The organism is Pseudomonas sp. PS01299, assembly GCF_029960145.1.
GTDB classification, from domain to species: domain Bacteria; phylum Pseudomonadota; class Gammaproteobacteria; order Pseudomonadales; family Pseudomonadaceae; genus Aquipseudomonas; species Aquipseudomonas putida_A.
The window spans coordinates 15,247-37,779 of record NZ_JASCPO010000019.1 but is presented as its reverse complement, the minus strand read 5'-3'; the positions used below and the strand labels follow the sequence as shown (position 1 = coordinate 37,779).

The window sequence follows — 22,533 nt, the reverse complement described above, 5'->3', positions numbered from 1 at the left end:
TGTGTCAGCCATGAAGCAGGCTTTATCCAAGCTAGAACGTTTGTTGCCCCGGCAAATTTAACGCGCCCGGCGATGATGACCCGTGGCGAGGGGATTCATCCCCGATGAGTTGCGAAGCAACTCCCATCCGACGCTGGCGGCGACACCAGAAGGGACGGCGCTCGCAGGCCTTGCGAGCGCTTCGCCCTCGATCGGGGATAAATCCCCTCGCCACAGTGTCAGGCTTAAATTTTGCCGCCAACCACTCGTTCTTCCCAGATAGCGAAGGCCCCCGCGCCTGCACCTCGATGGCGAACCTGACTGAGATGGCAATGACAAAACCACGTTCGAAAAAGGCTCTATTCATCGGCCTGCCGTTGGCCCTGGCGATCAGCGCCGGCGCAGGCTTTGCCGTGTGGCATCACTGGTTCAAGGACGACCTCGGCTACCCGGCCAAAGTCATGAAGCAGGCCGATGAGCTGCACGAACGCATGCTCTCTTTCGACAGCCATGTCAGCCTGACGCAAAATTTCGGCACCGACGGCCACGAAGCCGACAAGGACGGCGACGGCCAGTTCGACCTCGCCAAGGCCAACCGCGGGCGCCTGTCCGGCGCCGCGCTGACCATCTTCGGCTGGCCGGAAATGTGGAACGGCCCCAACGCCCCGCACAAGCCGACCCCTGGCTTCGTCGACGAGGCGCGCAATCAGCAGGAAATCCGCTTCAAGATCATCTCCGGGATGGTTCGCGACTACCCCAATCAGGTGGCCATCGCCTACACCCCCGACGACTTCCGGCGCCTGCACGGCGAAGGCAAATTCGCGATTTTCATCAGCATGCTCAACGCCTATCCGCTGGGCCACGACCTCAACCTGCTGAACCTGTGGACCGCGCGCGGCATGCGCATGTTCGGCTTCAGCTACATCGGCAACAACGACTGGGCGGATTCGTCGCGGCCGCTGCCATTCCTCAATGATTCGCCGGACGCCCTCGACGGCCTCTCGGATCTGGGCAAGCAGGCGGTCAAGCGCCTCAACGATCTGGGCGTGATCATCGACGTCTCGCAAATGTCGACCAAAGCCCTCGAACAAGTCGCGCAGCTCAGCCGCACGCCGCTGGTAGCCTCGCATTCGGCGCCACGTGCGATGGTCGACATTCCGCGCAACCTCAGCGACAAGGAAATGCAGCTGATCAAAAACAGCGGCGGCGTGGTGCAGATCGTCGCGTTCTCGCAGTACCTGCGTCCGCTCACCCAACAAACCCAGGACAAGCTCAACGAGATGCGCAAGGACTTCGACCTGCCGCCGCTGCCGAACCTGGCGATGGCGTTGATGCCGGGCGACCCGATCATTGCCGCGTGGTCCGAGCAGAAGTTTGGCCAGTACGCCAGCCGCCTGTACGGCATCCTCGAAGAAGAGCCGAAAGCCAGCCTCAAGGATCTGGGCGATGCCATCGATTACGCGGTGCGCAAGATCGGCATCGACCATGTCGGCATCAGCTCCGACTTCAACGAAGGTGGCGGCGTCAAAGGCTTCGAGAACGTCGGCGAAATTCGCAACGTCACCGCCGAGCTGATCTCACGCGGTTACTCCGAAGCGGACATCGCCAAGCTCTGGGGCGGCAACTTCCTGCGGGTCTGGGATCAGGTCGAGAAAGCCGCGAAACCGGCACTGGCCGCCGCGCCCGGAACTGCCCAGCCATGAGCAATCGTCGTGAGTTCTTGAAGCAGGCGGGGATTCTCGCGGCGGCTCTGCCACTGGGCGCGAGCCTGCCGAATGTCGCCGGTGCCGCGAACGCCGCGCCCGCGACCGGCAACAAGTGGGCGCGGTTGCAGCAGCTGTTCGATCAGGATCCGGCGTATCTGCACTTCTCCAATTTCCTGATTACCTCGCACCCGAAACCGGTGCGCGAGGCGATTGAGCGGCACCGCGCCGCCCTCGACAAAAATCCCGGCCTGGCCATGGATTGGGACCTCGGCGTGATCGAACAACGCGAAGAGAACGTCCGCGTCTGGGCCGGACGCTACCTGCAAGCCGACGCCAAACAGATCGCCCTGACCGGCAGCACCACCGAAGGTCTGGCGATGATTTACGGCGGCGTGCACGTGCGCCCCGATCAGGAAATCCTCACCACCGAGCACGAGCACTACGCGACCCACACTATCCTCGCCCTGCGTAGCGAACGCGACGGCACCCGGGTGCGCAAAATTCGTCTGTTCAAGGATTCGTACAGCGCCAGCAAAGCAGAAATCCTTGCCGCGATCGACGGCGCCATCCGCCCCGAAACCCGGGTGCTGGGCATGTGCTGGGTGCATTCGGGCAGCGGCATGAAACTGCCCATCGGTGAAATCGGCGCCATCGTCGACCAGCACAACCGCGGTCGCAGCGACGCTGACCGCATCGTTTACGTGGTCGACGGGGTGCATGGCTTCGGCGTGGACAACCTGAACTTCGCGCAGATGAACTGCGACTTCTTCATCGCCGGCACCCACAAGTGGATGTTCGGCCCACGTGGCACCGGCATCGTCTGCAGCCGCTTCGCCGAGGTCAGATACGTCACCCCGATCATTCCGACGTTCTCTGAAGCCACGGCGTTTTCCACCACCATGACGCCCGGCGGCTATCACTCGTTCGAGCACCGCTGGGCGCTGGACGAAGCGTTCAAATTGCATCTTGAGCTGGGCAAGGCCGAGGTCGAGGCGCGCATTCACGCGCTCAACAGCTACCTGAAACAACGCCTGCAGCAACGGCCGCAGATCGAACTGGTGACGCCACTGAGCCCTGAGCTGTCCGCCGGTTTCACCTTCTTCCGGGTCAAGGGCAAGGACAGCGACAAGATCGCCGCGCACCTGATGGCCAACCGCGTGGTGGCCGATGCCGTGCACCGTGACGTCGGCCCGGTGATCCGTACCGCACCGGGGCTGCTCAACGACGAAGAGCAAATCGACCGCTTGCTGGCCGTGCTCGACCAGGCCCTGTGAATCCGGGCGATCCCTTTTTCCTTTTAGCGAGACTCGCAATGAACAGTGAACTGCGTCGATTTTCCTTGAAGGCGCTGCCGGCGCTGATGCTCACCGCCCTCGCCGCCGGCCTGCTGCCGGGTGCCGCGCAGGCCGCCACTCCGCCTGCGTCGGGCAAGGTGTTCAAGGACTGCAAGGACTGCCCGGAAATGGTCGTGCTGCCCACCGGCACGTTCACCATGGGCACCCCGGAGGATGAGGTCGGCCGCGAGCCGGATGAAGGGCCGCTGCACCCGGTGACGTTTGCCAAACCGCTGGCGATCAGCCGTTTCCAGATTCTGCGCGGCGAGTGGGACGCCTACCTCAAGGACAGCGGCTACAAAATGCCCGACGGCGACACTCGCCCCGGTCGCGCGTGCAAGGCCGGGATCCCGGATTATCAGGGCAGCGACCCGCGCAAGCAGTACACCGACAAGCACCCGGCGGTGTGCATGGATTTCCCGGAGGTCGAAGCTTACGTGGCCTGGCTGTCGAGGAAGACCGGCCAGCAATACCGGCTGGTCAGCGAGTCGCTGCGTGAATACGCCGCCCGCGCCGGCAGCTCCGGGCCCTTCCCCTTCCCGTTCGACGAGGGCAAGGATTACAGCATCGCCAAACACGCCAACACCTACGGCGCCGCCGATGGCTACAACTTCACCGCGCCGGCCGGCAGCTTCCCGGCCAATGCCTTCGGCGTCTACGACATGCACGGCAATATTTATGAGTGGACCGCCGATTGCTACAACGAGAACTACGTCGGCGCGCCAAGCGATGGCAGTGCCTGGTTAAGCGGCAAGTGCGACGTGCGGCGTATCCGTGGCAACGACTGGGGCGAGGCCCCGGTGTTCTCGCGTTCGGGCAACCGCAACGCCACCTACACCGACACCCGTGGCGACTGGATCGGCTTCCGGGTCGCCCGCGATCTGTAACGCCATCGTCCGGCTAAATTAGCCGTCCTGCCAGTCGTTCTAAAAGTGGGCGCGATCCTCCATGGCGCGCCCACCGCCCTCTACGTCATCCAGGCGAACCGCCCGAGCAGTGCCGGTGTTCGCCGCTCCTTCAAGCAGGGAACCTCCATGAGCAAACCAACACGCGGGGTGATCAATGAATTGTTCGCCCTGCTCAAACCCTTTCGACTGATCGTCAGCGTGTCGATCCTGCTCGGCATGGTCGGTGGCCTGAGCGTCACCGCGCTGCTGGCGACCATCAACAACGTGCTACACGCCGAGGGCGCACTGACCAGCACGATGGTCGCGGTGTTTGCCGGCCTGTGCCTGCTGGCGCTGACCAGCTCGATCTTCTCCGACATCGGCACCAATTTCGTCGGCCAGCACATCATCGCCAAATTGCGCAAAGAGCTGGGCGAAAAAGTCCTCTCGGCGCCGATCGAGCAGATCGAGCGCTATCGCAGCCATCGGCTGATTCCGGTGCTGACCCACGACGTCGACACCATCAGCGACTTCGCCTTCGCCTTTGCGCCGCTGGCGATTTCCCTGACCGTGACCCTCGGTTGCATGGGCTACCTGGCGATGTTGTCGTGGCCGATGTTTCTGATGATGGCGGTGGCGATCCTGATCGGCACGGTCATTCAGTACATCGCGCGCGGGCGCGGCATGCAGGGCTTCCTCAAGGCTCGCGACTACGAAGACGAGTTGCAGAAGCACTACCACGCTGTCGCCGAGGGCGCCAAGGAACTGCGCATCCACCGCCCGCGCCGGCATCGCATGTTCGTCTCGGGCATCGAAGGCACGGCCGACAAGATCTGCGACACGCAGGTGCGTTCGGTGAACATTTTCGTGGTCGCCAAGACCCTGGGTTCGATGCTGTTCTTCGTGGTGATCGGCCTGGCGCTGGGCCTGCAATCGCTGTGGCCGAGCGCCGACAAAGCGGTGATGAGCGGCTTCGTGCTGGTGCTGCTGTACATGAAAGGGCCGCTGGAACACATCATTGGCACCTTGCCGATCGTCAGTCGTGCGCAAATCGCGTTCCGCCGGATCGCCGATCTGTCCGAGCAATTCTCCTCGCCCGAGCCGCACCTGCTGCTCAGCGACCAGGGCCATCAAAAGACCCCGGTGCACAGCCTGGAGCTGAACGATGTCTCGTACAGTTTCCCGACGGTAGAAGGCGCCAAGCCGTTCCGGTTGGGGCCGGTGAACCTGAAAATCGAACAAGGCGACATCATTTTCATCGTCGGCGAAAACGGCTGCGGCAAGACCACGCTGATCAAGTTGCTGTTGGGCCTGTACGCGCCGCAGCAAGGCGAAATCCGCCTCAACCAGCAGCTCGTCGATGCCGCCAACCGCGACGATTACCGCCAGTTGTTCACCACGATCTTCGCCGACTATTACCTGTTCGACGACGTGGTTCAGGGCGATACGCATATCCCGGAAGACGCCAACCAATACCTGGAGCGCCTGGAAATTGCGCACAAGGTCAGTGTGCGTAACGGCTCGTTCACCACCACCGACCTGTCCACCGGCCAGCGCAAGCGTCTGGCCCTGATCAACGCCTGGCTGGAAGAGCGTCCGGTGCTGGTGTTCGACGAGTGGGCCGCCGATCAGGACCCGACTTTCCGGCGGATTTTCTACACCGAGCTGCTGCCGGACCTGAAGCGTCTGGGCAAGACCATCATCGTCATTTCCCACGACGATCGTTACTTCGATGTCGCCGACCAACTGGTGCGCATGAGCGCCGGCAAAGTGGTCACTGAGCTGCAACCCGCCTGACTGTGAAAATTTTGTAAAAAAATGGCGTTGAGCTTTCCGGTTTTCGGAAGGCTCAACGTCTTACTAACAGTTAATAGAAATAGTTCTCAGTCAACACTTTGAAGAGTAGAAGAACAATGCCCGCACCGCACGGACTCCACCCGCTCGCCAAGGCCCTGCTGATCCGCCGCTCCTTCCGTTGCACCTTGCCCGCGTTCTGCGCCATGGCCCTGACTGTGCCGATGATCGGCCAGGCCCAGGCCGCCGCCGTGGCGATCAATATTCCTGCACAGTCGCTGGGGAGCGCATTGCAGGAATTCGGTCGCCAGACCAATCTCCAAGTGCTTTACAGCCCGGATGAAGTCAGCGGCCTGCGCAGCAGCGCCGTCAGTGGCAACCTGGAACCGACCGCCGCCATCGCGCAACTGCTGCAAGGCACCAACATCGCCTACAGCGTCGAAGGCAACAACGTCGCCTTGCGTTCGCGCAGCAGCGGCGGCGCCAGCCTCGATCTGGCCCCGACCAGCATTTCCGCCACCGCCGAATCGGCCTGGGGCCCGGTCGACGGGATCGTCGCCAAGCGCAGCGCCACCGGTTCGAAGACCGATTCGTCGCTCAAGGAAATCCCGCAGACCATCAACGTCGTCACTCAAGACGAAATCAAGATGCGCGGCTCGAAGACCGTCACCGAGGCCCTGCAATACACGCCCGGCATGACCGGCGGCGGTTTCTCGGATCGAGTGAAGATCTTCGACGAACCGACGTCCCGTGGCTTCTCCCCTACTCCGCTGTACCTCGACGGCCTGCACATGCCTTACGGCGGCGGCAGCACCGGCGGTTCGCTGCAGATCGACCCGTACACCCTGGAGCGCGTCGAAGTGCTCAAGGGTCCGGCCTCGGTGCTGTACGGCCAGAACCAGCCGGGCGGTATCGTCAACATGGTCAGCAAGCGTCCGACCGCGACCCCGCTGCACGAAGTGAAGCTCGGTGGCGGCAGCTATGACCGCAAGTACGGTGCCTTCGATCTCGGCGGCCCGATCGACGATCAGGGCGAATTCCTCTATCGCCTGACCGGTGTGGTCAACGACAGCGGCTCGGCCATCGACTACGCCAGCCAGAACCGCATGCTGCTGGCGCCAAGCCTGACCTGGCTGCCCAACGACCAGACCACCATCACCGTGTTCGGTCAGTACCAGAAAGATCACGACGTACCGGAAGCCCAAGGCCTGCCCGCCAACGGCACCGTGCATCGCAGCCAGGCCGGGCGCATCAGCCGCAGCCTGTTCCTCGGCGAGCCGGACGTGAACAAGTACCACCGCGAGCAGTTCGTCGTCGGTTACGAGATCGCTCACGAGCTCAACGACGTCTGGACCCTGAAGCAGAACGCGCGTTACGCCGACATCAACGACCAGTACGTGGCGCCGCTGCACGGTTATGCGTTCCCGACCAACCCGGTTACCGGCCTCAACGACGGCAGCTACCAGAGCCGTTATGCGGTGGACTGGTCGCAGCACAACAAGGTCTACGGCATCGATAACATTGCCCAGGCCAAGTTCCACACCGCCGACGTCGAGCACACCGTGCTGCTGGGTGTGGACTACTACCACTACAATTCGAAATTCCTCGGCCTGTACGACCGCACCGCTCCAGGTCTGGATCTGTACAACCCGGTGTATGGCAGCCAGATCAATTTCCGTCAGCCGTACAAATGGGACAACACCATCACCCAGACCGGCCTGTACGCTCAGGATCAACTGCGCTGGAACCAGTGGTTCCTGACCCTCGGCGGTCGTTATGACTTCGCCGAAACCGACAACAAGCAACCGCTGAGCGGCGGCCACAGCAACCAGAAAGACGAGAAGTTCACCGGTCGTGCCGGCCTGGGCTACGAGTTTGACAACGGCATCACGCCGTATGTCAGCTACGCCGAATCGTTCCTGCCGCAAACCGGTACCGACATGAGCGGCGGCGCCTTCGAACCGACCACCGGCAAGCAGTACGAAGTCGGCGTCAAGTACGAGCCGAAGTCGATCGACGGCTTCATCCAGCTGTCGGCGTACCAGATCGACCAGGACAATATGCTCACCACCGACCTCAACAACCCGGGCTTCAGCACCCAGAGCGGCTCCGTGCGTTCGCGCGGTATCGAGCTGGAAGGCAAGGTCAACGTCACCCGCAACCTGCGCGTGCTGGCGGCGGTGTCGCGTAACCAGACCAAGTGGGAGAAAGACAACGACGGTCGCGAAGGTCGCACTCTGGCCATGCGTCCACCGCTGACCGCCTCCGCGTGGGTCAACTATGACTTCGACATTTCCACCGCCCTCGCCGGTTTCGGCATGGGTCTGGGCGCCCGTTACGTGCGCAGCAGCTACGGTTCGGATTACGAGTCGGACTCGTTCCAGATTCCGTCCTATACCGTGTATGACGCCATGGTCTCTTACGACCTGGAGAAATCGCCGCTGCATGTCAAAGGCGTGAAGCTGCAAGCCAATCTGCAGAACCTCACCGACGAGAAATACGTGGCCGCGTGCAACGGTACCCTCGATTGCTACTACGGCGAAGGCCGCACCATGACTGCTGACGTGACCTATAACTGGTAATACGTTTAGCGCTCACTGAAACGCCGGCATTTGCTGGCGTTTTTTTTGGGGGGCTGATTGGGGCTTGGCGGCCTTTGGGCCGACCAGGCTCTTGGGGTTTTGGGTGAATATCCGTTTCTGCGGGTGCTGCCGCTGGCGGTTTCGCTCTTACAGCGAGTCACCTTTTCCAGACGCCGAAAAGGTAACCCAAAAGGCTTTGCCCCGGCGTACGGCACTTCGCTTAGGCTCAGTGTTCCCTCGCTACGGTGTCCATCCGGGGGCATCGCCTCCGGTTTGCTTCGCTGCACCTCCTCTCGATGTATGCGGCTCCGCCGCATGGCGCTGCGCGCCTAACCCCCGGATGGACACCTACGCTCGGCCTGCCGAAGGGGCAAAAGATCAAAAGCCACATCAAGAGCCAAAGCCAAAGCCAAAGCCAAAGCAGATCAAAAGATCGCAGCCTTCGGCAGCTCCTGCATGGGATTGGGTGTTTACAGTTGGAGTTTGGTCGGCTGTCAGGCCGCCTTCGCGAGCAAGCCCGCTCCCACAGGGGGATGGGGTGTGGTCAGTTAGAGACTGGTCGGCTCGCAGGCCGCCATCGCCAGCAGGCTGGCTCCTACAGTTCAGATTGCGTGCCCCGCATGCGGCGAAGCCGCCCCACTCAACACAATGAGCGTTAGCTCGAGTACCGCTTTTGATCTCAGGGCCCGTCGGCAGGCTGAGTGCAGGGATTTATCCGGGGGTGGGAGCGCAGCGACCGTTTGGCGCAGCCAAACACAGCGAGAGGAGGTGCAGCGAAGCAAACCGTAGGCGCTGCCCCCCGGATGAATCCCGGAGCGAAGGAACCCGAGCCTAAGCGAGGGCCGAACGTCAGGGCATAGACCTTTTGGTTACTTTTGGGGCGTTTGCCAAAAGTGACCCGCCGTAAGGGCGGAACCCTAGGCGGCCGTTACCGCAGCAACGGATATTCACCCACTCACCCACCCACCCCGTCAAGCTAAAGCAAACACCTCTACCAAGCGCCCAGCAATCAACCCCAGCGCCTCTTCAGCCTCATCAACAATCGCCCCCATCCGCATAAAGTCATGGGTCATGCCCGAGTACACCTGCAAATCCACAACAACCCCCGCCGCCTGCAAATGCCGGGCATACGCCACCCCCTCATCGTGCAACGGATCACACTCGGCCAACACCATCAGCACCGGCGCGACATCGGCCGGAACTTCGCCGAGCAACGGCGAGAAACGCGGATCGAGACGATCGCTGGCATCACGCTGATAGTGCGCGTAGAACCACTGCAGCGAAGCCTTCTCCAGCAGATAACCTTCGGCGAAACGCTCGATCGAAGGCGTGCTGCGACTGGCATCGGTGACCGGATAAATCAGCACCTGCAAACGCGGCTGCACAGCGCCATCCGTCAGTTGCGCAGCCAGCACCGTGGCCAGGCTGCCACCGACGCTGTCGCCGGCAATCGCCAGCCGCACCGTGTCGATGCCCAGATCAGCCGCACTCGCCACCAGCCAGTCCCAGGCATCCTGCGCATCGTCGGCCGCTGTCGGGAAACGATGTTCCGGCGCCAGTCGATACGCCACCGACAGCACCACACAATCGGCCAGCGCGGCCAACGCGCGGCACAGCGAATCATGCGAGTCGAGGCTGCCGACCACATAGCCGCCGCCATGGAAATACAACAGTGCCGGACGTCCGGCGCCCGCCTGCAACGGATGATTGCTGTAGATCCGCGCATTCAACAGTGCACCATCACGCACCGGCAACTGCAGCTCATCCACCACGGCCAGTTCTTCACCGCCGGCGTCCATCAGCAACGATGACTGATCGAACTGTTCACGGGCCTCGCTCGGGCTCAACTCGTGCATGCCGACGCGTTTGCCACTGGCCCGGCCGTTGCCGACCAATTGCAGAAATGCGGCGATATCAGGATTCAATGACATTCAAATCTCCAAAGCGATCGGGCGCCATCAGCGCCCGATCGGTTTTACTTGGGTTTCACAGCAGGTTTCAGGACATGACTACTGATTCAACGATCTGGCCGAGCATTTCTTCAGCTTCGGACAGGAAAGTTTCATCGCGCGGGATCTGGAAGTGCCCGCAATCCAGCCATTCACCGCCCATGCCCGGCTGGTCGAGTTGCGCCGCCAGCTCCAGTGCCTCGGCTTCGCGACCCAAGGTCCACCAGCATGTCGGGTTGACGGTCAGCGGCGCACAGCGCTCAAGCTTGAGCGACAACTGCTTGAGCCGGCGCGCCACGCTGAACACCTGCGCCAGTTCTTCGGCACCCAGCGCCACATAAGTCGACTCCCCGCGCTCGGCGCTCATGGCACGCTGGAACAGCACACGCAGGTTGTGCGGCGTTTCTTCACCGTCGATGGCCAGGCCCGGTGCGGCGTCCGGCAGCGTCACCTGCAGGAAATCGCGCAGGTCGGCTTGCCAGTCATCGACAGCCCCGGCGTCCACCGCCGCCGACGGCACGAAGCTGTCGACCAGCCCGACAAACTTGACCTGTTGCCCGGCCTGCTCCAGTTGCGCGGCGATCAACATCGCCAGCGTTCCGCCCAGCGACCAGCCCAGCAGGTGGTACGGCCCCTGCGGCTGTTTCTGGCGAATCTGCGCCAGGTAATCACTGGCCATTTCCTGCAGCGAGGTGTCGTTGAACGCCGGATCCAGCAACATCCGCGACTGAATCGCCAACACCTGGCGTTGACCGCTCAAGCGCCGCGCCAGCGGCTCGTAGTCGAACACCGTGCCGAAACCGGCGTGGAGGCAGAACAGCGGCGCCACGCCCTTGACCTCGGCGTTCATCGCCAGCAACCCGGAGGCTTTTTCCGCCGTGCCCTGAACACTCGCTACCAGTTCGCCGATGCTCGGTTTCTGCATCAGATCGCGCAGTTTCAGGCTCAGGCCCTGAGCCTTGAGCAAGCGGCTACGGGCCACCACTTGCAGGCTGAGGATCGAGTCGCCACCCAGTTCGAAGAAGTTGTCGGTGAGCCCGACCCGTTCGATTTTCAGCACCTCCTGCCAGATCTTCGCCAGGGCTTTTTCCAGCTCGGTGCGTGGCGCCTGGTAATCCTGACGCTGTTCGGCATCCGGATTCGGCAGCGCCTTGCGGTCGAGTTTGCCGTTCGGCGTCAGCGGCATGCGCTCAAGCACCATCAGGTGTGCCGGCACCATGTAATCCGGCAGGCTGACCTTGAGTTGCTCGCGCAGACGTTCGCCCAATCCGTCGGCCGGCGTCTCGGCAGCGGCCAGTACATAGCCGAGCAGTTGCTTGCCGCTGACACCCTCGCGGGCCACTACGGCAGCGTCACGCACGCCCGGCTGCTGCTTGAGGCGCGCTTCGATTTCACCCAGCTCGATGCGGAAACCACGGATTTTCACCTGATGGTCGATCCGCCCGAGGTAATCAACGGTGCCGTCGGCACGCTGGCGCACCAGGTCGCCAGTGCGGTACAGGCGACTGCCGTCGGCACTGAACGGGTTGGCAACGAAACGTTCGGCGGTGCCACCGGCACGCCCCAGATAACCGCGCGCCAACGCGCCACCCAAGTACAACTCACCGGCAATGCCGGCCGGCAGCGGGTTGAGGTCGCTGTCGAGCACATAACCGCTGCGCTCGCCGACCACGCTGCCGATCGGCGCATAGGCCGCGCCGCATTGATCGTCGACCGCGGCCTTCCAGATCAGCGGCGTGACCACCGTTTCAGTCGGGCCATAGCCGTTGATGATGTACTGCGGTTGCAGTGCGCGTTTGGCCAGTTCGAAACTCGCCACCGGTACCGCATCCCCGCCGAAGCAGTAGATCCGTACCGGCGGCGGATTGCCGTGCTGTTCGGCATGCTCGGCCAGTTGCTGCAGGTACACCGGCGGGAACGCGGCCACGGTCACCCCATACTGATGCAGGGCGTCGTAGGTTTGTTCGGCCGTCCACAGGCTGTCGTCGCGAATCAGCAAACGCGCGCCGTGCGTCAGGGTGGTCAGCCAGCGCTCATGCGCGCCGTCGAAGGCGAACGACATGAAGTGCAACTCGCAATCGGCCGCGCTCATTTCGTAACGCTGGCCGATCGCCTGGCAGTGCATCGCCAGCGGCCCGTGCGCCACGCCGACACCTTTCGGCTGACCGGTGGAGCCGGAGGTGTAGATCACGTAGGCCAGGTTGCCCGGCTGCACTGCCACCTGCGGTGCCGACGGCGGCTGAGCGCGCAGGTCCAGCTGATCGAGTTCCAGCACATGCAGGTTGGCCTGGGTCGGCAGCACCTGACGCAGACTCGAATCGCTGAGCAGCAAGGCGATGCCCGAATCGTGCATCAGATAACTCAAGCGCTCGCGCGGATAAGTCGCGTCCAGCGGCACGTAGGCACCCCCGGCCTTGAGCACCGCCAACAACGCGACGATCATGTTTTCGCTGCGTGGCAGGGCCACACCGACCCGCACTTCCGGGCCTACACCTTCGGCGATCAGCGCATGCGCCAGACGATTGGCCCGCGCTTCGATCTGGCCGTAGCTGAAGGCTTGCTCATTGAAGATCACTGCGGTTTGTTCGGCACGTTGCGCGGCCCACCCGGCAATGCGCTGGTGCACCAGCGTGGTCTGCGGGTGCGCGACAACGTCCGGCGTGGGCGCGACTTGCCCGGTCGGCAGACCGATGCGTCCCAGCGCCTGCCCGGCGTCCTGAACCAGGGCCGTGAGCAGGCCTTCCATGTTGCTGCGGATGCCTTCCACGGTCGCCAGATCAAAATGTTCGCGCAGGAACATGTACTCGATCACCAACCCGTCTTCGAGGGTGACCATCAGGTCCATCGGGAAGTTGGTCAGGCCCGAGTTATTGATCTCGCCAAACTTCAGCGAATCATCGCGCCACTCGCGCAGCGCCTGATCGATCGGGTGGTTCTCGAACACGATGATGCTGTCGAACAGCGACTGCCCGGCACGCCCGCCCCAACGCTGGACGTCGGTCAGCGGGGTATATTCGCGCTCGCGCATCTCCAGGTTGAAATCCTGCAACTCGCGCAACCAGGCACCCACGGCCTGCTCGGCCGGCACGTCCTTGATCACCGGCAAGGTGTTGATGAACAGACCGAGGATCGATTCCGAGGCCGGCAGACTCGCCGGACGCCCCGCCACCGTCGCGCCGAACGCTACGCAACGCTGGCCGCTGTACCGGCTGAGCAGCACCAGCCATGCGCCCTGCACCAAGGTGTTGAGGGTGATCTGCTGCGACTGGGCAAAGGCTTTCAACTGCTCGGTGCGGGCCTCGCCCAGACGGCTGTACAGCGCCTGGTGACCGCGACCGCTGCCGGTGCGCGTCACCGCGTCCGCCAGATAGGTCGGCTCGTCGAGCCGGCTCAGGTGCTGACGCCAAAAACCTTCGCTGGCATTCGCGTCCTGCTGCTGCAGCCAGTTGATGTAACCACGGTACGGCACCGCTTCGGCCAGTGGTCGTCCGGAATACTGGCTCAGCACTTCACCGATCAACTGCGAACTGCTCCAGCCATCGATCAGAATGTGATGGTAAGTCCAGATCAGCTGATAGCTGTGCTCGCCGACTTGCACCAGTGTCAGCCGTTGCAGCGGTGGCTGGTCAAGGTCGAAACCCTTGGCCCGCTCGGCATCCGCCAGGCCTTGCAAGGCTTCGGCCGAATGATCCTGCTCACGCCAGTCGAGCAGACTGAACGGCAACTGCGGATCGGCGAGGACGAATTGCAGCGGCTCGGCCATGTCCTGCCAGAGGAAACCGGTGCGCAGAATGTCGTGGCGACGGCTGACGGTTTCCCACGCGGCTTGCAGACGCAGCGGCTCAAGACCCTGCACCGGAACGCTCAACTGGTTGACGTACAGGTCCGATTCCGGCGAATTCAATCCGAGGAACAGCATGCCCTGCTGCATCGGCGACAAGCGATAGAGCCCGTCGAGTTGCCCCGCCGGCAGTGGCAGTTGCGCCACTTGCGCCTCGCTCAAGCCGTGCAGCGGCAGGTCGATCAGCGCCGGCTCCGGCGCCACATGCCCTTCGGCAGCCTGCACGCACAGGGCCAATTGTTGAATGGTCGGTTGTTGGAACAGGTCTTTCGGGCTCAACTCCAGCCCTTGCTGACGGGCGCGACTGACCACCTGAATCGAGATGATCGAATCGCCGCCCAAGGCAAAGAAACTGTCATGGGTGCTGACCTGCTCAAGGCCCAGCACTTCTTTCCAAATCTCCACCAACATTTGCTCGGTGGCATTCACCGGTTCGACATGCAACTGCGCGGCACTCAGCTCCAGTGCTGGCAGGCGCTTGCGATCGATCTTGCCGTTGGGGGTCAGCGGCAGCTGCGCCAGCCACAGGCGGTGGCTCGGCACCATGTAATCCGGCAGGGTCGCGCCCAGCCAGTTGCCGAGGGTTTGCTGCAGTGCGGCCTGTTGCTCGGCGCTGGCCTCGATGATCGCCGGATCGCTCGGCACCAGATAGGCAATCAGTTGCTGACTGCCCGACACTTCGCTGGCCACGACCACCGCTTCACGCACGGCGGCATGCGCCAGCAGACGCGCTTCGATTTCGCCCAGCTCGATACGCAAGCCGCGAATTTTCACCTGATGGTCGATCCGGCCCATGTACTCCAGCTCGCCCTCCTCGCGCTGACGAATCAGGTCGCCGGTGCGGTACATGCGCTCGCCGTTGCCGACGAAAGGATTCGGCACGAAGCGCTCGGCGGTCATCGCCGCACGCCCCAGATAACCGCGCGTGATGCCGGCGCCGGACAGGTACAGCTCGGCCGAAACGCCTTGCGGCACCGCGTGCAGATCGGCATCCAGCAGATGGCTGGCGCTGTGCTCGAGCGCGCGCCCGATCCGTGCCTGACCACCGGCGCTGCGGTGGGTCCAGGTCGAGTAAGTGGTGTCTTCCGACGGGCCGTACAGGTCGTAAACGTGCTCGACCGTCGACTGCTGATACAACGCCTCCACCAGCGCTTGTTTCAGCGGCTCGCCAGCGAGGTTGATGATGCGCACGCTCGGCGGAATCTGCCCCGCGCGGTGCAGTGCGGCAATCGCCGACGGCACGGTATTGATCAGGCGCACCTGATCGCGGGCCGGCAGTTGCGGCAGCTCCAAGGCATTACGGGCGATGATCAGCGAGCCGCCGTTGCCGAGGGTGACAAACAGCTCCCAGACCGACAGGTCGAAGCACACCGACGTCGAGGCCAGCACGCCTTGGATGTCGTCGCGGCTATAGACCCTGGCGGACCAGTCGATCAGCGCCATGACGTTGCGATGGGCAATCGCCACGCCTTTTGGTTTGCCGGTGGAACCGGAGGTGTAGATCACGTAGGCGAGGTTGTCCGGAGCCACCGATGTTTGCGGCGCGCTGCTCGGATAACCGCTCAGCGACAGCTGATCCAACAGCAGCACTTGGGTATCGCTCGGCACGCTCAGGGTCTTCGCAACGGCCTGCTCGGTGAGCAACACCCGCGCACGGCTGTCTTCAAGCATGTAAGCCACGCGATCGGCCGGGTAGTCCGGGTCTAGCGGCACATAGGCGCCACCGGCCTTGAGCACCGCAAGCAAGGCAATCAGCAACTGCTCGGAACGCGGTATCGCCACGCCCACGCGCACTTCCGGGCCGACACCTAGCTCAAGCAGTTTGTGCGCCAGACGATTGGCCTGCGCGTCCAGTTCGGCGTAGGTCAACTTCGTATTGGCGAAGGTCACCGCCAAGGCATCCGGAGTCGCCGCCACTTGATGGGCGATGGCTTGATGGATGCACAACTCGGTGGCGAAATCGCTGTTCACCGACGGGCTGTGCTCGATCAGGTTCAGTTCACTGAGCGAACGTTCCCCCGACTCGCTCATCTGCCCGAGCAAACGCTGCAGATACCCGGCCAGTTGCACCACGCTGTGCGCGGCAAAGCTTTCGCACTGGTAGCTGAAGTGCATCGACAACTCGTCGCTCAAGTGCACCAGCAGCGTCAGCGGGTAGTTGGTCTGCTCATGATTATGGATTTCACCGAAGCGCAACTCTTGCGGTGCGCCCTGCGCCAGGGCCTCGGACACCGGGTAGTTCTCGAACACCAGAATGTTGTCGAACAGCGCCTCACCATTGCGTGCCGCCCAGCGCTGAATATCGAACAGCGGGGTGTGCTCATGCTCGCGCAAGGCCAGGTTCTGCGCCTGCACGCTCTGCAACCATTCGCCAACGCTCGATGGCGACTGCGGGCTGGCGATGACCGGCAAGGTGTTGATGAACAGGCCTATCTGCTGCTCGACGCCTTTGAGCTCGGCCGGACGCCCCGCTACCGTCGCGCCGAACGCCACGCACGGCTGGCCGGTCAGGCGCTGCAACAGCAGCAGCCATGCCGCCTGAATCAGCGTGTTGAGGGTGACTTTCTGCTGGCGCGCGAACTCGCCCAGACGCCGCGTCTGCTCAGCGTCGAGCACGCAGAAATGTTCACCATGGCCTTCGCGCGGTGCATCGCCGCGTTGCGCCTGCAACGCTTGCGCGAGCAAGGTCGGCGCTTGCAGGTCAGCCAGTTGCGCGGTCCAGTAACGTTCGCTGGCCTGCACGTCCTGGCGCTGCAGCCATTCGATGTAATCGCGGTAACGCCCGGCCAATGGCGGCTGGGCAACCCCGCTGTAACGCTGCAGGACTTCGCCGAGCAACTGCGAGTTGCTCCAGCCGTCCATCAGGATGTGGTGGTTGGTGTAGATCAAGTGGCAGCGCTGCTCGTCCAGACGCACCACGACCATGCGCAACAGCGGCCCCTGGCTCAAGTCGAAACCTTGCGCCTGTTCGGCTGCGGCCAGTGCATTCAGATCGCTGTGGCAATCGTCACGATCACGCCAGTCGAGGACGCGGAACGGCATGTCCAGTTGCTTGTGCACCACCTGCACCGGACGCGCCAGTTCACCCTGCCAGACAAAGCTGCTGCGCAGGATGTCGTGGTTGTCCACCGCCGCTTGCCAGGCGTGCTGGAAGCGTTGCGGATCGAGGCCTTCGACATCGAGCCGAACCTGGTTGATGTAATCGCCGGTGGCCTGCTCGTAGAGGCTGTGGAACAACATGCCCTGCTGCATCGCCGACAGCGGATACACATCGGCGACCTGCCGTGGCGCCAGCGGGAACTGATCGAGCTGCGCCTGCGTCAGGCCGGCCAGCGGGAAGTCCGACGGGGTCAGGCCTTCGACGCCCGGGGTCAGGCAATGGCCGATCAACGCTGCGAGTTCTGCGGCGTAATCTGCGGCCAGGGCTTCGATCACCGCGCTGTCGAAGCGCTCACTACTGAACGTCCAGCCCACCCGCAGCTCGCCGCCATACACCTGACCGTTGAGGGTCAACCAGTTGCCCAGCGGCGCCTCCGGGCTCTGGTCGAGGCCGGCGTTGTCCGGCGACGGCACGAACAGCGCAGCGTCATCGCCAGCGAAACTGCCGTCGAACTGCCCAAGGTAGTTGAAGGTGATGCGCGGGCTCGGCAAGGCCTGCAAGCTCTGCTGCGCGCGGGCATCACCGAGGTAGCGCAAGGCGCCGAAACCGATGCCCTTGTTAGGGATCGAGCGCAGTTGTTCCTTGATCTGCTTGATCGACTCGCCAAGCGTGTCTGCCGGTGTCAGGCGCACCGGGAACAGGCTGGTGAACCAGCCCACCGTGCGGGTCAGATCGACACCGTCGAACAGTTCTTCGCGACCATGGCCTTCGAGCTGGATCAGCGTCGACGCCTGCCCGCTCCAGCGTCCAATGACCCGCGCCAGTGCCGTCAGCAACAGATCGTTGACCTGGGTGCGGTACGCCGCCGGGGCCTCTTGCAGCAGTTGGCGGGTCAGCTCGGTGCCGAGCCGGGTTTGTACGGTCTGGGCCAGACGATTGTCCTGACTGGCGTCAACGCGTTTGCACGGCAGATCGGTACTCACATCGCTCAGGCAGGCCTGCCACCAAGCCAGTTCGGCCTGCAACGCCGGGCTGTTGGCGTAACGCTGCAAATGCTCGCCCCAGTCCTTGAAGGCGCTGGTCCGGGACGGCAGGCTCAACGGCTGATCATTCAGCAATTGCTGATAAGCGTTTTGCAGGTCTTCCAGCAGAATCCGCCACGACACGCCGTCCACCGCCAGGTGATGAATCACCAACTGCAGACGCTGCGTGCCATCGGCCAGATTCGCCAGCACCGCACGCAGCAACGGCCCGTGTTGCAGATCGAGACTGCGCTGGGCGCGGTTACCCAAGGCTTCAAGGGCGGCGGCATCGGCCACGTCCTCCTGCCAGAGCAGGTTCTGCGGCAGCGCTTCGACCGCGCGATGCTCGGCCTGCCACACGCCATCGTGCTGAGTGAAGCTCAGGCGCAAGGCATCGTGATGAGCCACCAGTGCACGCAAAACTTGCTCGACTTTTTCCGCGTCCAGCGTCTGCCGCGGTTGCAGCAGCACCGACTGGTTCCAGTGGTGACGCTGTGGGATCTCGTCGGCGAAAAACTGCTGCTGGATCGGCAGCAGCAACGCTGCACCGCTCGCGGCTTGCTGATCAATCGTCGATTCGTCGCCACCCCACTGCGCGACCAGCGCCAGACGCTGCACGGTCTGGTGCTGGAACAGGTCTTTGGGATTGAGGCGAATGCCGGCCTGACGGGCACGACTGACCACCTGAATCGAGATGATCGAGTCGCCGCCCAATTCGAAGAAATTGTCGTGGATGCCGACTTGCGGCAGCTTCAGCACGTCCTGCCAGATCGCGGCCAGTCCCTGCTCCATCGCGCTTTGCGGCGCCTGATAGGCCTGCTGCGCCTGGCTGGCGTCGGGTGACGGCAAGGCGCTGCGGTTGAGTTTGCCGTTGGCGGTCAACGGCAATTGCGCCAGCAGCAACAGGTGCGCCGGGACCATGTGATCCGGCAGATTTTCCTTGAGTTGGGTACGCACGCGGTCGCGCCATTGCGCCTGATCCGCTGGGCTTGCGTCGAGCAGCGCGGCGTCGCCTGGCACCAGATACGCCACCAGTTGCTGACCACTGAGGCCCGGCTGCGCCAGCACCACGGCCTGACGCACGGCAGCCTGTTCCAACAGTTGCGCTTCGATCTCGCCGAGTTCGATACGGAACCCGCGAATCTTCACCTGATGGTCGATCCGGCCGATGTATTCGATCACGCCGTCGGCGCGATAGCGCGCCAGGTCACCGGTACGGTACAGACGCCCTCCATCGGCGGCGAACGGGTCGGGAATGAAGCGCAGACTGGTCAGATCTGCACGGTTCAGGTAACCGCGAGCCAGGCCGGCACGACCGACGTACAACTCACCGATGCAGCCTTTGGCGACCGGGTTCAGATCTCCGTCGAGCAAGTACCAGGACAGGTCGGGAATCGGTTCGCCGATCGGGCTGCTGGCTTCACGCTGCAAGTCGGCCAGCGAAATCGGCCGGTAGGTCACGTGCACGGTGGTTTCGGTGATGCCGTACATGTTGATCAGTTGCGGTGCCTGATCGCCGAAACGCTCGAACCACGGACGCAGGCTCTTGACCTCCAGCGCCTCGCCGCCAAACACCACGTAACGCAGCGCCAGTGCTTGCGTCGCGTGTTCGGGGGCACAGGCCACTTGCATCAATTGCTTGAACGCCGACGGCGTCTGGTTGAGCACGGTGACGCCTTCGCGGCAAAGCAAGGCGAAGAAATCTTCCGGCGAGCGGCTGACCTCGTAAGGCACCACCAGCAGTTTGCCGCCGTACAGCAGCGCCCCGAAAATCTCCCACACCGAGAAATCGAACGCGTAGGAATGGAACAGGCTCCAGACATCCGTGGCGCCGAAATCGAACCACGCATCAGTGGCCTCAAAAAGGCGCAGCACGTTGCGATGGGCCAGCAACGTACCCTTCGGCTGCCCGGTGGAGCCGGAGGTGTAGATCACGTAAGCCAGGTTGTCCGGACTCATGCGTACCTGCGGATTGCTGTCGCTGTAGCCTTCCAGACCGTCACGCTCCTGATCGAGCATCAGGCTGCTCAGCGAATCCGGTACTGGCAGATGCCCCAGCAGATGACTCTGGGTCAGCAGCAAGGCGATGCCGCTGTCGCCGATCATGTAGCTCAGGCGTTCTTCCGGATACGTCGGGTCCAACGGCACATAGGCGCCGCCGGCCTTGAGGATCGCCAGCAGACCGACCAGCATGTCGAGGCTGCGCTCCACCGCCAGACCGACGCGCACGTCCGGGCCGACACCGCTGGCAATCAGCTTGTGGGCCAACTGGTTGGCGCGACTGTTGAGCTCGCCGTAGCTCAGGGACTGCCCGGCACAGCTCACGGCAATCGCTTGCGGGGCGCGGGCGGCTTGTTGTTCGATGCGTTGATGCAGGCACTGCTCGCTCGGGAAATCGCGGATGGCCGGGTTCCACTGCTGCAAGGTCGCCGCGCGTTCGGCGGCGTCATGCAGCGGCAGTTCGGCAATGCGCTGAGCGCTGTCGGCAACGATGCCTTGCAGCAGACGGGTCCAGTGTTGCGCCAGGCGTTCGATGGTTTCGACGTCGAACAGATCGGTGGCGTACGTCAGCTCGGCCCAGACGTTGTCGCTCGATTCAAAGGTGTTCAGGGTCAGGTCGAACTGCGCGGTACTGGACGCCCACGGCAAGCCTTCAATCGCCAGGTTTGGCAGCCGCGTGGCGCCCTGCGCCTGACGCACCTGGCTCTGGTGGTTGTGCATCACCTGGAACAATGGGCTGTGGCTGAGGCTGCGCTCCGGTTGCAGCGCGTCGACCAGTTGCTCGAACGGCAGATCCTGATGCGCCTGGGCGCCGAGCACCGTATTTTTCACTTGCTGCAGCAGGCTGCGGAACGTCTGCTGACTGTCGAACTCGGCCTTGAGTACCTGGGTGTTGACGAAGAAACCGATCAGGCCTTCGGTCTCGACCCGGTTGCGGTTGGCCACCGGCACCCCGACGCGGATATCGGCCTGACCGCTGTAGCGATGCAGCAAGGTCTGGAACGACGCCAGCAACAGCGCAAACAGCGTGACGTTCTCGCGCTGCGCCAGGTGTTTGAGCGCGGTGGCCAGTTCGAGGCTCAGCGGGATCTCGCGACGGGCGCCACGATAGCTCTGCTCGGCTGGACGCGGCCGGTCGGTCGGCAACTCCAGCAGCGGTTGATCGCCATCGCCGAGTTGTGCGGTCCAGTAGCTCAATTGACGCTCGCGTTCACCGGCGTCCATCCACTGTTTCTGCCACACGGCGTAGTCGGCGTATTGCACCGGCAGCGCCGGCAATTGCACGTTCTGGCCCTGGCTGTAGGCGGCATACAACGCCACCAGCTCATCGACCATGACATTCATCGACCAGCCATCGGAGACGATGTGATGCAGAGTGATGACCAGTGCGTGGTCATCGGCGGCCAGACGCAGCAGTTTGACCCGCAGCAACGGGCCTTGCTGCAGATTGAACAGGTGCAGGGTTTCGGCGGCGACCAGCGCTTGCAGCGCCGCCTCGTCGATTTCCGCCGCCACGTCCTGCACCTGCAGATCGAGCGTGCCGTGAGCCTGGATCACTTGCAGGGTCTGCCCCTGCTGCTCGACGAAGCAGGTGCGCAGCGATTCGTGGCGCTCGATCAGCGCGTCGAAGCTGCGCTGCAACGCCGGCAGATCCAGCTCACCGCTCAGACGCAATGCCGCCGGCACGTGATAAGCGGTGCTGGTCGGTTCCAGTTGCCAGAGGAACCACTGACGCTCCTGGGCATAGGACAGCGCCAGCGGTTGCTGGCGTGGCAAGGCAACAATCGGCGGCTCCCGATGCGCCTGATCGACACCCAGCGCGGCGACGAAGTCTTCCAGCGTGCTGTGTTCGAACAACGTGCGCAGCGGCACTTGAACGTTCAGCGCCTGACGTACGCGCGAGACCACTTGCGTGACCAGCAACGAGTGGCCGCCCAGTTCAAAGAAATTGTCACTCAGGCCTACGCGATCGAGCTTGAGCACCGCCTGCCAGATCTCGGCGACGCTGTGCTGAGTGGCGGTCTGCGGGGCGATGTAAGTCGATTGCAGCTGGCTGGCGTCAGGTGCCGGCAAGGCTTTGCGGTCGACTTTGCCGTTCGGCGTCAGCGGCAGCTGCGCGAGGAACAACAGGTGCGCCGGCACCATGTATTCCGGCAGCTCGGCCTTGAGGCTGGCTTTCAATGCGGCGCGCAGTTCGCCTTCATCAAAAGCGTCGGCGGTCGGCACCACATAGCCGACCAGTTGCGGGCCGGTCGGACCGTCCTGCGCAACCACCACTGTTTCGCGCACGCTGTCGAGGGCGAGCAAACGCGCTTCGATCTCGCCGAGTTCAATCCGG

General features: G+C 63.2%; 7 protein-coding genes (1 of these 7 only partly in view). 5 read left to right on the top strand and 2 right to left on the bottom strand.

Features of this window, described 5'->3' with window-relative positions; translation table 11 throughout:
* The first annotated feature begins 311 nt into the window (after positions 1-311).
* The 5 genes from pvdM to QMX91_RS06230 all read left to right on the top strand — a co-directional run bounded on the left by pvdM (position 312) and on the right by QMX91_RS06230 (position 8,282).
* A complete protein-coding gene (gene pvdM / locus QMX91_RS06250) occupies positions 312-1,682 on the top strand; it encodes a pyoverdine-tailoring dipeptidase-like protein PvdM (RefSeq protein ID WP_098968008.1) in 1,371 nt (456 codons plus the stop codon).
* Positions 1,679-2,959: an aminotransferase class V-fold PLP-dependent enzyme gene (locus tag QMX91_RS06245; protein WP_282412420.1), complete on the top strand. Its 1,281-nt coding sequence runs from the start codon at positions 1,679-1,681 to the stop codon at positions 2,957-2,959. Before pvdM ends, QMX91_RS06245 begins: the two co-directional genes overlap by 4 nt.
* Before the next feature lie 38 nt (positions 2,960-2,997).
* Entirely contained in the window at positions 2,998-3,906 is a 909-nt protein-coding gene (locus QMX91_RS06240; protein WP_282412419.1) for a formylglycine-generating enzyme family protein, read from the top strand.
* 147 nt (positions 3,907-4,053) lie between these two features.
* Positions 4,054-5,703 (top strand): cyclic peptide export ABC transporter, encoded by a 1,650-nt coding sequence (locus tag QMX91_RS06235; protein WP_210557506.1) that lies wholly within the window; start codon positions 4,054-4,056, stop codon positions 5,701-5,703.
* A 116-nt stretch (positions 5,704-5,819) separates the two neighbouring features.
* A complete protein-coding gene (locus QMX91_RS06230) occupies positions 5,820-8,282 on the top strand; it encodes a TonB-dependent siderophore receptor (protein WP_223007384.1) in 2,463 nt (820 codons plus the stop codon).
* Positions 8,283-9,253: 971 nt separating this feature from the next.
* Here QMX91_RS06230 and QMX91_RS06225 read toward each other — a convergent pair.
* Together QMX91_RS06225 and QMX91_RS06220 are read right to left on the bottom strand one after the other, a co-directional pair.
* Positions 9,254-10,213 (bottom strand): alpha/beta hydrolase, encoded by a 960-nt coding sequence (locus tag QMX91_RS06225; RefSeq protein WP_282412418.1) that lies wholly within the window; start codon positions 10,211-10,213, stop codon positions 9,254-9,256.
* Positions 10,214-10,280: 67 nt separating this feature from the next.
* A protein-coding gene (locus QMX91_RS06220; protein ID WP_282412417.1) for a non-ribosomal peptide synthase/polyketide synthase crosses the window boundary here: on the bottom strand, positions 10,281-22,533 show its 3' portion. It continues 2,744 nt past the right edge of the window; 12,253 of the gene's 14,997 nt are visible here — the last part of the coding sequence; the start codon falls outside the window, past its right edge; it ends in the stop codon at positions 10,281-10,283.

Excerpts from the sequence above, each read along its gene's own strand:
- pvdM (WP_098968008.1), top strand. The coding sequence starts at position 312 with ATGACAAAACCACGTTCGAAAAAGGCTCTATTCATCGGCCTGCCGTTG.
- QMX91_RS06245 (WP_282412420.1), top strand. The coding sequence starts at position 1,679 with ATGAGCAATCGTCGTGAGTTCTTGAAGCAGGCGGGGATTCTCGCGGCG.
- QMX91_RS06240 (WP_282412419.1), top strand. The coding sequence starts at position 2,998 with ATGAACAGTGAACTGCGTCGATTTTCCTTGAAGGCGCTGCCGGCGCTG.
- QMX91_RS06235 (WP_210557506.1), top strand. The coding sequence starts at position 4,054 with ATGAGCAAACCAACACGCGGGGTGATCAATGAATTGTTCGCCCTGCTC.
- QMX91_RS06230 (WP_223007384.1), top strand. The coding sequence starts at position 5,820 with ATGCCCGCACCGCACGGACTCCACCCGCTCGCCAAGGCCCTGCTGATC.
- QMX91_RS06225 (WP_282412418.1), bottom strand. The coding sequence starts at position 10,213 with ATGTCATTGAATCCTGATATCGCCGCATTTCTGCAATTGGTCGGCAAC.